Source organism: Cyclobacteriaceae bacterium (assembly GCA_013141055.1).
GTDB lineage: Bacteria > Bacteroidota > Bacteroidia > Cytophagales > Cyclobacteriaceae > ELB16-189.
The window spans coordinates 1,629,313-1,644,359 of sequence record JABFRS010000001.1 but is presented as its reverse complement, the minus strand read 5'-3'; the positions used below and the strand labels follow the sequence as shown (position 1 = coordinate 1,644,359).

The 15,047-nt window shown below is 41.0% G+C and carries 13 protein-coding genes; all 13 read right to left on the bottom strand.

Translation table 11 applies throughout. The annotated features are described in order from the left end of the window. Positions 1–3: 3 nt before the first annotated feature. The 13 genes from HOP08_07290 to HOP08_07230 all read right to left on the bottom strand — a co-directional run bounded on the left by HOP08_07290 (position 4) and on the right by HOP08_07230 (position 15,032). On the bottom strand, positions 4–2,280 hold the full coding sequence (locus HOP08_07290) for an NADP-dependent malic enzyme (GenBank protein ID NOT74717.1): 2,277 nt from the start codon (positions 2,278–2,280) through the stop codon (positions 4–6). 143 nt (positions 2,281–2,423) lie between these two features. Next, positions 2,424–3,503, bottom strand: coding sequence for a DUF4837 family protein (locus tag HOP08_07285; protein NOT74716.1), 1,080 nt, complete (start codon positions 3,501–3,503; stop codon positions 2,424–2,426). A 70-nt stretch (positions 3,504–3,573) separates the two neighbouring features. Beyond that, entirely contained in the window at positions 3,574–6,393 is a 2,820-nt protein-coding gene (locus HOP08_07280) for an insulinase family protein (protein NOT74715.1), read from the bottom strand. Between the two features lie 86 nt (positions 6,394–6,479). Next, complete coding sequence (locus tag HOP08_07275; GenBank protein NOT74714.1) at positions 6,480–7,277, bottom strand: inositol monophosphatase; 798 nt, start codon at positions 7,275–7,277, stop codon at positions 6,480–6,482. Next, positions 7,274–8,023 carry a hypothetical protein gene (locus HOP08_07270; GenBank protein ID NOT74713.1) on the bottom strand — a complete coding sequence of 250 codons (750 nt, stop codon included), beginning with the start codon at positions 8,021–8,023 and terminating at the stop codon, positions 7,274–7,276. The genes HOP08_07275 and HOP08_07270 overlap by 4 nt, the downstream gene beginning before the upstream one ends. After that, a complete protein-coding gene (gene rsmI / locus HOP08_07265; GenBank protein ID NOT74712.1) occupies positions 8,007–8,678 on the bottom strand; it encodes a 16S rRNA (cytidine(1402)-2'-O)-methyltransferase in 672 nt (223 codons plus the stop codon). Before rsmI ends, HOP08_07270 begins: the two co-directional genes overlap by 17 nt. A gap of 13 nt (positions 8,679–8,691) precedes the next feature. Then, positions 8,692–8,922, bottom strand: a complete 231-nt coding sequence (locus HOP08_07260) for a pterin-4-alpha-carbinolamine dehydratase (GenBank protein ID NOT74711.1) — start codon at positions 8,920–8,922, stop codon at positions 8,692–8,694. A 74-nt stretch (positions 8,923–8,996) separates the two neighbouring features. Next, positions 8,997–9,263, bottom strand: coding sequence for a DUF493 family protein (locus HOP08_07255; GenBank protein ID NOT74710.1), 267 nt, complete (start codon positions 9,261–9,263; stop codon positions 8,997–8,999). Between the two features lie 90 nt (positions 9,264–9,353). Beyond that, positions 9,354–11,471: a hypothetical protein gene (locus HOP08_07250; protein NOT74709.1), complete on the bottom strand. Its 2,118-nt coding sequence runs from the start codon at positions 11,469–11,471 to the stop codon at positions 9,354–9,356. 145 nt (positions 11,472–11,616) lie between these two features. Beyond that, positions 11,617–12,897, bottom strand: a complete 1,281-nt coding sequence (locus HOP08_07245; protein ID NOT74708.1) for an HlyC/CorC family transporter — start codon at positions 12,895–12,897, stop codon at positions 11,617–11,619. Then, positions 12,897–13,058, bottom strand: a complete 162-nt coding sequence (locus tag HOP08_07240) for a hypothetical protein (GenBank protein ID NOT74707.1) — start codon at positions 13,056–13,058, stop codon at positions 12,897–12,899. The genes HOP08_07245 and HOP08_07240 overlap by 1 nt, the downstream gene beginning before the upstream one ends. A gap of 61 nt (positions 13,059–13,119) precedes the next feature. Further along, the gene (lptC, locus tag HOP08_07235; GenBank protein ID NOT74706.1) at positions 13,120–13,611 is read right to left on the bottom strand and encodes an LPS export ABC transporter periplasmic protein LptC; all 492 of its coding nucleotides are present in this window, start codon (positions 13,609–13,611) and stop codon (positions 13,120–13,122) included. Positions 13,612–13,703: 92 nt separating this feature from the next. Beyond that, positions 13,704–15,032: a tetratricopeptide repeat protein gene (locus HOP08_07230; protein NOT74705.1), complete on the bottom strand. Its 1,329-nt coding sequence runs from the start codon at positions 15,030–15,032 to the stop codon at positions 13,704–13,706. Positions 15,033–15,047 lie beyond the last annotated feature (15 nt).

The window sequence follows — 15,047 nt, the reverse complement described above, 5'->3', positions numbered from 1 at the left end:
CTTTTATTTTTTTGTGTTCAATTCTTCCTGAATCTGCGCATCAACAACTGCAATTGAAGCCATGTTCACAATCTCTCTGATGGAACTTCCCAACTGAAGAATATGTACCGGTTTTTTCATACCCAAAAGGATAGGTCCTATTGTCTCAGCTCCACCAATTTCCATCAATAGCTTGTAAGCAATATTAGCAGAAGCAAGATTTGGAAATATTAAAGTGTTTGCGCCTTCTTTAGCCAAAGCACTGAACGGATATAGTTCTTTTTGTAACTCACAATCAAGGGCAACATTGGCTTGAATATCTCCTTCAATAACAAGATTAGGATATTCTTTCTTTGCTAAGCGAACAGCTTCCCTGGTCTTATCGGGAATTTCACCTTTGCTTGATCCAAAATTTGAATAAGATAGAACAGCAACGCGTGGCTCCGCTTCAAAAAATCTGGCGCCTCTTGCGGTAAGCCCTATTATTCCTACCAGATCTTCCGGTGTCGGATCAACATTGACGGTACAGTCTGCAAAAAAGAATGTTCCTTTTTTATTAAGTATGATATACATACCCGCAACCTTTTTCACGCCATCACGCAAGCCGATAATTTGTAAAGCCGGTAGAATAGTTTTTGAATAATCCCGGGTAAGACCAGAGATCATTGCATCTGCTTCACCAAATTCTACCATCATTGCGCCAAAGCCGTTGCGATCACGCATCGCTCGCTGTGCATCAGCAAGAGTAACTCCTTTGCGTTGACGTTTTTGATAGTATGCCTTGGTATATTTTTCGTCGCGGACCTTATCTTCACGAGGATCGATGATTGTACAACCGCTGAGCTCAAGCTTGTTTTCTTTTATAAGACGCTCAATTTCAATTCTGTTTCCAAGTAAAATTGGTTTTGCAATCTCTTCATCCTGAAGGACCTGTGCAGCTTTTAGAATCTTAATATTATCAGCCTCAGCAAAAACCACACGCTTAGGTGATTTCTTGGCGCGGTCAATAATATCGTTGATGAGTTTTTGATCAATACCAATTCTTTTTTGCAAAATCTGGTGATACGCACCCCAGTCGGTAATGGGTTTTTGTGCCATTCCAGATTCCATTGCGGCTTTTGCAACGGCGGGGGCAACGGTAGTGATGAGTCGGATGTCCATTGGTTTTGGGATAAGGCATTCTCTTCCAAACTCAATTTTCTCAGTTCCGTAAGCAAGCATGACGCTGTCTGGAATAGGCTCTTTTGCCAATTCTGATAACGCATGAACTGCTGCCAGCTTCATTGCTTCATTGATTTCTGTTGCGCGTACATCCAATGCGCCACGGAAGATGTATGGAAATCCCAATACGTTGTTCACCTGGTTAGGATGATCCGACCGACCGGTTGCCATAATGATATCAGTCCGTGTTTTTTTAGCGAGGTCGTAATTGATCTCAGGATTGGGATTTGCCAATGCAAAAACAATTGGATCTTTTGCCATAGCAAGAAGATCTTCAGGCGTCAGAACATCTGCTTTTGATAATCCAACAAAAACATCACAGCCCTTCACAGCTTCCTGAAGGGTCTTAACATCTCGTGATGTTACAAATTCGGACTTGATGGCATCGAGATCTTTACGATCTTTTCGAAGCACACCTTTGCTTTCGCACATAATCAAATTTTCTCTCTTCAGTCCTAGAGCGAAATATAATTTTGTACAGGAGACTGCTGCGGCACCGGCACCATTTACAACTAGAGTAATGTCTTCAATTTTTTTACCAATGATCTCCAATGCATTTAATAATGCGGCGCTGGAGATAATTGCAGTACCATGCTGATCATCGTGCATGATCGGGATATTCATTTTCTCACGAAGCACCTGTTCGATCTTAAAACATTCCGGTGCTTTGATATCCTCCAGATTAATTCCTCCGAAAGTGGGCTCAAGGGACTTTACAATTTTAATAAACTCGTCCGGATCTTCTTCTGCGATTTCAATATCGAAGCTGTCAATGCCCGCATATTTTTTAAAGAGCACGGCCTTGCCTTCCATAACTGGTTTAGAAGCTTCAGGACCAATGTTACCCAGTCCAAGCACTGCAGTTCCATTAGAGATTACAGCTACAAGATTTCCCTTTGCCGTGTATTTATAAACATCTTCCTTGTTGGCAAAAATTTCCATGCATGGTTCTGCCACACCCGGCGAGTATGCTAAAGCCAAATCAAGCTGAGAGGTGAGTACTTTGGTTGGCACAACTTCAAGCTTGCCGGGCTGACCCATCATGTGATAGTTGAGGGCGTCTTCTTTTCTGATTTTAATAGCCATTTTCGTTAGATATGAGCCTCCTAAGGTAATGGATTCGACTCAATATTCGTAGGCAAAAGGTGGCTACTGCGAGGAGGGTAATGGCTTACCAGCAGAGACTGCTTTTGTGGCTCTTTAAAATCAAAGAGATGATAAAATTACTGCTTAGGAAGCTCCGTGCTCGTTCTGAAAGTGTAGACAATCGTCTCCAGTTCCCGTATGATCTCACGTTGATCTTTGCCGGGACTGAATGTAAATCCTTCAACATAATAGAATTGTTGAGTGCCCTCATCTACGACTGCGATTCCTGTAAAAGGTCCCCCCATCGCCATAGTATTGGATCTCCAAATACCACTCAGCTTTACAGCAAAGTGCTTATTGAAAGTGATAGTGTCTGCGACAACCGGAATAAAAGGAATGTCAGTTTCTGTCAACAGATAAGTATCAGGTTGAGCTGGATCTTCAAACAAGTATTGGCGGCAAATTGCATCACGAAACTTGATTAGATTTTCTTTTGAAAAATCACTTTGAGAAGAATAAGCTTTTCGTGCGATGAAGAGATTCTTATCATCTTTTGGATTTATCTGACGAAGCCATATAAAATCACTTTTCTTTTCTACCAGTTTGTATCCGAAAGGAATTTTTAGATCGCACTTCATATCCTTTATCAAAAATTCACTCACACCTTTTACCTGGCCTGCCTTGAAAAGGGACTTTGTCATCCGTTCGCGCTCTTTGATATCAAAGAAGTCAGTCAATTTTGACCCGTTTGCTTTGATGTTTCTGATCAGGTTTTCAGAGGTATTGCCATACAGATACATCACCTGTTGACCTTTTGCAAAAACATCGTCATCCGTGTTTACAAATTCTGTTGTCGAGGTTTTTATTTTTTCTATTGACTCTAGAGTGAATATTTTTTTAACAATCTGAGCACCTTCTGTATTCTGATCAAGACTAACGGCAAAGACAATATTTCTGCTTTGCTTGAGGACGAAGTTTAACTTCCTTGGATTGATCCAGCGCAATTTAAAAATTGATTCTTTGCGTGGAAGCCCAGGCATCTCTTCATTGAAAATGGAATCAATGGTTCTTCCCAAAGGACCTCTCCATTGTAGTGAATCCATTACCAGAAAAACGTCTCCTGGAAGTCCTGTAGCATTGGGTACGTTTCTGTTTTTCTCTGACTGGGAACAACTTGCCAGTAAAAAAACACCGATCACAAAGAAGAAAAATCTCATTTCGCTTTATCCTATAAAATCGTCAAATCGCCTTTTCGTCACACTTTTACTGCAAAATATCTGCCAACGCTCAATTGCCTTCAGGATATAACACGGCCTGAAAATAATTGTTCATATTGAAGTACTTTTTCGCTGCTTCCTGAAGATCTTTTGGAGTCAATGCCTTTACTCTCGCTGGAACAGTCAGAATATCCGCAGAATTCAGATTGAGCTCGCTGCTTCTTTGAAGGCGATTGAGCCAATACGCATTGTCCTTTATTTCCTCCTGGTATTTCTTATCAAAAGCTTGTTTTACTTTATTCAGATCTTCAACAGAAGGACCATTGTCTTTGACTTTCTGAATTTCATCAAAAGTAGCCTTGATCAGCTTATCTACATTCTCTGGTCCACAAGGAAGAGAGACATTGATCATATAATTATTATAAGGAATCTTACTTAGATTGCCATTCATTCCTCCGCTGTAAATCCCACCCATGTCTTCTCTCAGAGCTTCAATAAGTTTAATGTTCATCAATTCAATCAAAGCCTGCAATTTCATCTGATCACTTTCTGTGAACGTTGCCTCACCTGTAAAAGCCATGGAGATGAAACTTTTTGGTTCATTACCCTTCTTGATTGCTTTTTTTACAACACCTTTCACTGGCCGTACACCCAAATCACGGAAAGCAGGAGAAGCTTCTGTTGATGAGGGAAGACTTCCAATATAGGTTGCTATCAACGGTTTGATCTTTTCTGGGTCGAAGCTGCCCACAAAATAAAATGTCCATCCACGGGCATTGCTGAAGCGCTCCTTATAGATTTCAAGAATGCGATCGGCACTGATTTTTTTGAAATCATCCATCTGAGGAAATCTTGGCCCCCTGGGATTGTTATTGTAGAGGACCTTTTGTATGGAGTCTTGAAACACAGTGCGTGGATCGCTCATCATGTTTTGAATCATCGCCTCCTGCTTGGTAACAAATGACTTGAATAATTCTTCGTCTTTCCGTGGCTTTGTAAAGTACAGGTGGGTGAGTTGCAGCATTGTTTCAACGTCTGCATTGCCGGATTGTCCACTAATACTTTCTGTAAGACCCGTTAGTCTCGGTGAAACATTAACGCTTTTGCCCGCCAGAACCTTTCTCAAGTCATTAGGGGAAAAATTTCCTACTCCCATTTGATTGATGATGGAGGTTGTATACTGCACATTATAAAGATCTTTCAGATCATACAATGATTGTCCCCCAAAGCGATATGCAGAGAAAATGATCTGATCGTTTTTAAAATCAGTTGGCTTTAAGATAACCTTAACGCCATTGCTGAGAGTTAATTCCGTTAAGCCCAGTGTTGGATTTTTTTTCTCTGATGATATACTTCCGCCTGTCGGAACGACATCCATCAGGGAGGTTGCTACTGCTTTCTCTTCGTATGCTGTTACCGGTATTTTCTCAGCCTCTACCACCATTGCAAGAAGTTCGGTGTTGGTTGGAATTTTGAAATCGGCTTTTTCTGGCCCCTGAAAAATTACAAGTTTCTTATCTTTTGAAGATGGAATATTGCTGGCGGTAAATTCATTTATTTCCTGAAGAGTAATTCCTTCTAGAAATTGCTTGTGATAGTTGTATTCATTTTCAATTCCAGGAATCGGTTCATCGTTCAGAAAGTTGCGGATGTATTCATCAACATATCCATCTGATTCTGTTTTGTCACGCTCATTGTATGCACGCTCCATGCTGCGAAGCAGAGATTTTTTAGCACGATCAAACTCAGCAGCTGTAAAGCCGAATTTTTTAGCTCTTTCATTTTCCTGAATAACGGCATTGATAGCAGGAGCGATGCCAGCCTTGCCAATTAAGGCAAATCCGAAATAAGACTCGTATCCATGAACAAACTCACCTCGTTCACTTCCACCAAAAACAAAAGGAGGCTCTGCCTTTTGGGTTAACTCCTGCATACGCAGACCAAGCATGATGCTGGACAGATTCTTAACGATACTCTGACGATAGTCACCCAGAGTGGTTTGTAATTTTGATTTGCTGGTAGCATAGAAAATCTGAAGCACATGATTGGTTGCCTCCGGATCTGTAATTACGAGGCCTTCTGAAGTTTGGCGCGTTGGAAGGTCGGCATACACGCGTGGTCGTTCACCTGCTGGTGCTTTTAACTTCTCAAAATGTTTTTTTATCAAAGCCTCTACTGCTGCTGGGTCAATATCTCCCACCACAGCAACAGCCATCAGATCCGGGCGATACCAGTCTTTATAGTATCTCTTTATTACTTCAGGCTTAAATGCTTTTAAATTTTCAACAGTACCGATAGGGAGGCGTTTCTCATATTTCGATCCGGCAAGAATGTAGGGAAGCATTTTTTTCTGCATCCGTTCCTGTGCGCCTTTGCCGGAACGTTCTTCCTCCAGTACTACTCCTCGTTCCTTGTCTATTTCTGAGGCATCAAAAGCAACCGTACTTGCCCAATCCTCCAGAACCAGGAAGCCTTTTTCAAGATTTTCAGGCTTGTCGAGTGGGATGGGAAGAATGTAAATTGTTTCATCAAATCCTGTGGAAGCATTGAGATCGGCTCCAAACTCAACCCCGATGGTTTGAAGAAAAGAAACAAGCTCATTTTTTTTGAAATGTTTCGATCCATTGAATGCCATGTGCTCTGTAAAGTGAGCAAGTCCCAGTTGATCATCATCTTCCACAATTGACCCCACCTTTACAGCAAGACGTAATTCAACTTTCTTTTCAGGTTTTGAATTTTTGCGGATATAATAGGTCAATCCATTGGATAATGTTCCTTTCTTTATTTCCGGTGCAACAGGAATCTTGTCAGTCAGATTTGCCTGACCAAAAGAAAGATTTGTGATCAGTAAAAAGACGATCGCGAAAATGAGGCAATACTTTTTATGCATAATGATTTGAATTACTTTTTTACAATTTGATTTAACCGTCGAAATGAAATGATTTGCAATAAGGTGATGCAATTATTTTTTAATCCTCATTTCTCCCACTCTTTTCTTATGATCTCAAGCATTGCCGGCTGTACGCCACACCCTGCAATTAATTCACCACCGAAGACATAATTATTTCCCCCGCTAAAATCAGTTACGATACCTCCAGCCTGCTGAACAAGAAAAGTTCCGGCTGCAACATCCCAGGCATTGAGATTGTATTCAAAGAACCCTTCAAATCTACCACATGCAACATAGGCAAGATCAGTGGCGGCGCTTCCTAGTCTCCTCACACCGTGAGATTGCTTCAGGAATTTTTTTATAATCTCCAGATAGGCTTCCATTTTTTCAAACTCGTAATATGGAAAGCCGGTAGCAAGTAAACTTTGTTGAAGAGTATTAATCGCTGATACATGTATTTCTTTATCATTGAGATAAGCAGGACCTCCCTCGATGGTATGGAACATCTCTTTTTTATTTACCTCATATACGATTCCCAGAACCATTTTGTCTTTAAGAGCAAGGCCAATGCTGATAGCAAATAGTGGCAATGCATGGGTAAAATTGGTAGTGCCATCCAGTGGATCTATGATCCAACGGTATCCACTTGTGCCTTCAATGTTAGTCCCCTCTTCTCCAATAAAACCAGAACCCGGCAGAATTTTAGATAATGCTGCGACGAGTTTTTTTTCTGATTCTTTATCAACGTATGAAACGAGATTGTTGAAACCTTCTTTCTGTTCGATCCTTGAACGGTCGAACAGTGCTCCTTCGCGGGCTATGAAATCGCCTACTTCGCTGCAGGCTTCTATTACATTTTTTTCGATTGTTGAAAGATTGATCATCGCTGTTTCGTTTGACTTTTAACAAACGCGTAAAGAAGAATTAAAACTGAAATCCACGCTGCCGTGCGCCCTGTTACCTCTCCATTCGCAAGATACGTAACATCTTTTGAGGTAGTAAACATATCACTCCTGACAATAGGATGATAATCAAGAATAAAAGAATATGCTATTGGCCCTGCAAGAAAAACAATCGCCAACACAATCCAATACCACTTAAAGGGTTGTTCGGAGAAGAAAAGATAATACGCTATTAAGTTGACCATTAGTATCCATAAACTACCCCCCATAAATCCAGTGTATATATTCCACTGCATCCAGTCAGTATAGCGGCTGAGAATATCTGTTAGAAACTGACTTCTATCAGGAAATATCTTATAAATACCATACTCTAATGCAAGCCAGAAAAGAATAATTATAATTTTGCCAACCCTGTCTCCAAGTGTTTGACGTACCCAAACGTAGCCTATGAACGGAATTGTAAATACAATCGCATACACCATCGAATGAACAATTAGGGAAAGATCAAATCCAAAAGCCAGGAAGAAATAAATGGCCAAAGCTATAAGTACCCACTCCATTCTTTCCCAAACATTTTCTGTGTTGTTGACGCGATCTGTAAGTGCAAACAGGGGAGCAAATCCAAAAAAAATACCGATTGGGAATAGTGGCCAAATGGAACCTTCCATCAGCAATGCGACGGAAATAACAAAAAGAAGAACTGGGGAATATTTACTCTCTTTTGCCATCAATGACAATTACGATCTCTCCTTTGATTTCTTTCTGACTGAAATGAGCCAGAACATCATCAAGGGGTCCGGTAAAATTTTCTTCATGAAGTTTTGTCAACTCGCGTGATACCGAAACCCTTCTATCACTTCCGAAAAATTCTTTCATCTGCTCCAGCGTTTTAATCAATCGATGAGGCGATTCGTAAACGATAATCGTTCTGTCTTCTTCGGCGAGTTTTTTTAATAACGTCTGTTTCCCTTTTTTATGTGGAAGAAATCCTTCAAAGACAAAACGATCTGTGGGGAATCCTGAATTAACAAGAGCGGGTATCAAAGCAGTTGCTCCTGGAAGGCATTCAACTCCAACTCCTGCTGCAAGGCATTCGCGCACGATCAGGAATCCCGGATCGGAAATTCCGGGAGTGCCAGCATCACTCATCAAGGCAAATACTTCACCTTGCTTCATTCGTGATACCAGCTTCTCGACAACTTTATGCTCATTGAAAATGTGAAAGCTTTGAAGTGGTTTGCTGATCTCAAAGTGCTTCAAAAGCATGCCGGAAGTGCGTGTATCTTCTGCAAGAATGACATCCGCATTTTTCAAAGTCTCAAGGGCCCGTAACGTGATATCTCCTCGATTGCCGATTGGAGTAGGAATAAGGTAAAGTGAGATCTTTTTCTCCACCTTATTTCAGCTTATCAATAGCTTCCGCAAGAGTATGATCCTTGGAGGTTACTTTATCCCCGGCATCATGAGTGCTTAATTCAAAGCTCACAGTATTATAAGTATTGGTCCACGTAGGGTGGTGATTCATCTTTTCAGCCACTAATGCTACTCTGGTCATGAAGCCGAAAGCCTCGGTAAAATCCTTGAACTTAAATATCTTTTTAAGCTTGTTGTCGTTCTGTTTCCACATAATCAAAAGATTTTAATAGTACAATTTAGATAAATCTATGAAGTTCTGAGTTGAAGCGCTACTTCGTACACCACTCACAGCGCAACAATTCCCTCAATCTTTTCAACCTTCTTATACACATCGATTACCGCTTCACTGGAAGGCATCATCATCTGATACGTAAGGCTTACATATTTCCCCTTCTCAGAAGATTTTTCTATGGCTGTTGTATGCATTGGGAAAAGCAGCCTTAAATCATCCCGTTTGTCGGCCGGGACTATAAATTTGAATGTATACAGGGAAGGCCAGGCATAGAACTGATCCAGTTTTTCGCGAAATGAATTTATTGTCTGAGAGTCCATTCCGTAAAGATCGAAAAAAAACCTCTCGCGAGTGAATCACGAGAGGTTAAGAAGACTTCAAGCTTGCTGAAATCTCTAAAGTTTTAAATTCTAAAAGAACTTGTAGCGTTTATCCTCGATCTTTGCTGCCTCTTTCAAAGCCTCAGAGATCTGATAAGCACCCATGCTATTTCTGCTTTGAAACAATTGACTCTTGAATATGCTGAAATCTCCGATCTCAGGAGCAAGTGTTTTTGTTTGAACATCTGCGATAACAACTCCATTTTCTCCATTGATTGGATTGGAGCGCTTTCCAGCTTCTACAAAGAAAATATTACCCACTACAATTGGATCGAATCCTACAGCCGGCATTGCCGTTGTATTGATTTTAAGGTCGTTCATTGTATTTACGGTAGCATCTTTTCCAAATTGCTTAGCGAGATCATCCAAAGATTCTGTCTTACCCTTAAGCTTTTCAACAATCATCTTGTTTTGCAAGCTGTGAACAACGGCTGGTCTGATTTCTTCTTTTACCTTGTCGAATGGTTTGAAACCTTTTTCAGTCTCACCAGTCATAACAGCCACAACATAGTTATCGGTAAGATCTTCGGCAGTAGAAACTTTTCCAATTTTTCCATCACGGAATAACCATGTTACAATCCTGCGGGCATCGTTCAGATCATTAACCCTTCTTTCATTTGGATTAATATCATTTGCATCAAATACTGACAGATTCCCTGCCTTTGCTTTTGCTTTGAATGCTTCAACACCTGATAGGTCACTTGCAAAGGCATCAGCCTTGCGAAGAATTTCATTTAGTGTCTCATCGCTTGGAGTGATAGTTCGTTCAATCACTGCTACAGAATAGAAAGTGTTGTCTTTAGTAGCGGTCACATCAATGATGTGATAACCAAAATCCGTTTCGGTAGGAGTGGCCAGCAGACCAGTCTTGGTTGCTCCGAATACTGCATCCTGGAAAGGTTTAACCATTGCACCGGAACTAAACCATCCCAGATCCCCACCTCTTGATGCAGTACCATCTGTTCCGAATTCACGGGCCTTCTCAGCGAAGCTTGCGCCTCCCCTGATGTCCGCCATGATCTTGAGCGCCTTATCCTTTGCCGCTTTCTTTGCTTCAGGAGTTGTATTGTCCCACTTAATCAGAATGTGACTTGCTTTGGCATTATAGATAGTATCAGTTCCAATCTTCGTGATCTTATAAATTTTATATGATCCATCTTCTAACAACGGTCCTATTACAGCACCAGTTGCAAGATTTTCCTTTTGATTGTTTAAAACTGTTGGCAAGGATGAAATGGTGTACTTTGAAAAAGGTGTAGTGCCATCAGAGTTAGAAGAAGCAAAGAGTGAATCCTCAGTGATGGTTTTGAATTCTGTGCTCAACACAGTCATTTCTTCACGAATAGCCAATGAATCCTCTTTGGAAGCAGCTACCTGAAACGAAACATAACTAAGGCTCCGTGTATTCTCTACTTTGTATTTCTTCTTGTTCTTTTCGTAATACTCCTTAAGATCTGAATCTTTTACATTCACATCTCCTTCTTTGATGGAGAACGATGGAACGTACAAATATTTAACTTCCACAACGTCATTCTGATTGTGATAATCACGTTCAGCTTCAGCTTCTGTTACATAAACAGTTTTAGCAACTAGGTTTTCATACTTAAGACGTTCACGACCAGCTTTCAAATCACCCTTGAAGGCATCCCAACGATCTCTTGCTTCTGAACCTGCAGGCATATCAGCAACACTTTGAAGATATTCGATCAATCTTGGTCTATTGAATTTTCCTGCTGAATCAAGGAACGCTGTCTTGATCCCTTCGTCAATATTCTTTCCCCAAACCATATCTTCGACTTCCTTATCGGAAACTTTTACTCCTACTTTTTCATATTGAGGAGTGATCGCGTTGCGGGAGATTAACAATTCCCACGCTTGTGCCTGTAATGTTGCGCGTTCACGCTCTCCAGCCTGGCGGCCAAAGTTCCGTATGTAATTATTTTCGCGTTCCTGAATGACCAAGTTGTATTCATCCACAGAGATGGCATTGCCTGCAATTTCTCCGATCTCTCGTTCGCTTCCACTGAAAATAGATCTCTGACCGCTTCCAAATAGATCACTTCCAACGATAAATGCACCCATCGATAATGCTATTGCTCCCACGACCCACTTGGTCATCTTCGTTCTTAACGTGCTTATTAATGCCATACAACTGAATAATTAATGATAATCGGGTTAATCCTGTGCCACACCAATTGGCAAAAGAGCCGCAAATTTAAACCGTTTGGTGTATTCGGCAAAGTGCATCCAAAAGTATTCAGGAAGGGGGAATTCCCTTGATAATCAGCTATTTCTACTCCTCAATAACCTCTTTTTCAACCTTCACCTTGACCGTGTCGATTCCATTGCCTTTGGTCGACTGAATCGTAAAAATGAAAGGCCCCACATGAAGAATTTCTCCCTTTTGAGGAAAATCTTCTGTGTAGGAGAGTATCAATCCGCCAAGGGTTTCGTAATCCCCGATCGGGAGCTGCCAGAGATATTTTTCATTCAGATAATCTACTTCAAGTCTGGCACTGAACAGATAGGTGCTTTCATCCAGCGTCTGCTCTATCAGATCATCAGCATCATGCTCGTCTTCAATATCTCCGAAGATTTCTTCAATTACATCTTCCATGCTAACCAATCCTGCTGTGCCGCCAAACTCATCTACCACAATAGCGAGACTTCTTCTCTCCTTTATCAGCTGCACCATCATGTCGTTTGCCATCGTGGTCTCTGTGACAATACTGATGGGTGTCAGAATTTCCTGTAAAGTGGATGGGTTCTTAAACAATGCCGCAGAGTGACAATAGCCGATCACATCGTCTATGCTGTCTCGATAAATAACAATTTTGGAGTGACCGCTTTCCACAAATGCAGTACGAAGCTTTTCAATTCCATCTTCAAGATCGATAGCCATGATCTCTGTTCTGGGCACCATGCATTCCCTGACCTTCACCTTTTTGAATTCCATCGCATTGTGCAAAATCTTTTTGTCCAACTCGATTTCTTCATCTTCATGACTAACCTTCTGCATGTTTCGTAAATAATTATTCAAATCGGTTAACCCAAAAAGTGGTGTTGCTTCAGAATATTCCAATCTCAGAATATACTTTATGACAAGCTTGGAAAGATTCACAATCGTAAATGTGAAAGGAGCGAGGATCACATAGGTTATCACAAAAGGCAATGCCAATGCGTAGAGTACGAGATTGGGATTGATCATGAATAGACTCTTGGGGAGAAACTCTGCTGTGAATAGTATTAGCAGCGTTGATAGAACGGTTTGAATCAGCAAGATTGAAGGCTCATTGCTAAATGACTCCGGAAGAGTTTCGGTGAGAACAGGAGCGAACAACAAAGCCATGTTATTACCGAAAACAACCAAGGCAAGTGTATTTCCAATTAGTGTAGTTCCTATAAACCTGGATGGGTTTTGCATGAAATACGACATGATCTTTCCGGACCAAACGCCCTGCTTGCCTTGCAGCTCAATCTGCAACCGATTGGCAGAAAGAAAAGCGATCTCAATCCCTGAAAAAAAGAAAGAGAAGACAAGAGAAGTAATGATCCATGGATACAATGATTCCATCACATCTTGGATATTTTGCGATAGGTAAACCAGAAGATCATCAGAAGGGCAACCATGAGATAAGGGTAGGCGCTTTTAAGTCCAACAGACATTACCTCGTATGCACCGATAATTATAAAGACTACACCCAGAGAGAGTATAATAGTGTCTAAAAGTTTCATGGGGTTGTAAAAATACGATTTTTTGAGACGTTGTGAATCTCAAAAGCCTTGGCGCGAAATTCTAATCCTGAATATTAAATTCACTGTTAACGATTTTCCGGATCGTGTAGGTAGAGAGATCCTGTGCAGCATCGAGTCCTGTGCCGTAGATGATTTCGTTTTCAAGTTTGATCGTGACAAACTTTTCTGTGTAGATCTTCTGTGTGTCGCGCTTCCAGAACAATTCTTCGGTATTAAGCTGTTGCTTCTTTTCAAGATTGATCACTTCTACTTTTTCACGACCTCTCCACAAGTCCTGATCTTTAAAGAAGAAGGCATGATTAGCTTTCAGGGTTGATGTTAAAACCCCCATCTCATTATAGAATTCGAGATAAAGTCCTTCAGGAAATTCCTGGTCGCCGTTTTTATACTCTAATATCTTCTTCGCCTTCATCTTAACGCGAATGTGATCTTTTTCAGAATACATGAGATCCACATCACCCATCTCACTTAGTGGCCCGGTATACTCAACAGGCAAAGGTGTCTCCTTCTGACGGCAGCCTGACAGGATCATTAAGATCAAAAGAAGAACACGTACGTTGTTCATAAGCTTAAATGAAAAGGCCCCCCGAAATCTCGGGAGGCCTTTAATATTTACATGATAAATTAATCTCTTGTTCTAAGACTTACGGTTTCATTGATCCAGCACTTCACTTGCTGGTTAGATCCGACCAGCCAGTTCAAAAGGAAGATATCTTCTTTTGAAGGGAACTGAGCTTTTGCTCTTGACATCAACTGGCTGTTGCCAGCGCGCTGATACATATCATAAGCTGCAATGTAGATGAGGCGATCCTCAGCCTGTGATTGTTTCTTGGAGCAGTTATCAAAGCTGTTGTAATAAAGGTCACCGATCTTTTCGTAAGCTTCCTTGTTGGATGCATCAAGACTCGCTGCCTGGCGATATGTTTCGCGGGCAGAAGCATAATTCCCATTCTTGGATTCAATCATTCCAAGGTACATAGTAGCTTCAGACTTGTCTTTGTTGTTGTTAGCAATCTCCAAAGCTTCTTTGTATTTGGCTGCGGCTTTTGCCAGATCACCAGCGGCAAGATATCTACCAGCAAGGGTCTTCTTCAAACCAAAATCTTTTTCAGTGTTCAGACGATCAATCGCTTCAAGTGATTCCAGCCAAAGCGGATCATCAGTACATTTACCTTGCAACATGAAATTGAAGATTTTTTTAGCCAATCCAAGGTCATCAGGATTCTGTTTGAACTTAGGAGCAAGATTCTTTTTCACGAAATCACAATCCACCTTGACAAGGCCGGTCAGGATTCCGTCAACCGCATCCTTAAATCCTTTAAGCTTGGTAACATCTTCTGGTTTTGTTGCTGCTGCAATTTTGGCATCAGTTACCGCAATGATCTTATCATAACGAGCCAGGATTTGTTCATCTGTAAGATTCTTGAAAAGGGTCTGATTATTTTTAACGACTGTCATGTAGGCAACCAGATTTCCATCAGTTACTTTATTGCCACTCATTTCAAAGACCTTATCATAAGCAGCCAATAGTGCTGGCAGATTTTCTTTTGATTTGAAGTTGTATTTATAAGAAGCATACACCTTGCGGTTAGTGACATTAACTTCGTCTCCGCAATTTTGAATGCGCATATCATAGATCATCATCAATGAATCTAATAATACCTTCTTCTTTGTTGGGTCTGTTTCCTTTTCAGTCAGCTTATCATAGATGTCAGCGCCATCAATGTAAAGCTTTGTGTTCCATTTAGGAGCATTAGCAAGCATCCACTGAATGCCAGGAGTTGCAGAACGATAGTGACCTTGCTTGATCGCGTCAGACCATAAGGCCACACTTTCATCAGCCTTTGCCCTGTTCTCTGGCCAGATGAATTCTTTGCACTGAGCAACGGCCGTAGTGTGTGCTGCTGCAAAGCACATTGCCACAAGAGCCATTGTTATTAATTTCAATTTCATAGTTGTTGTTGAGTT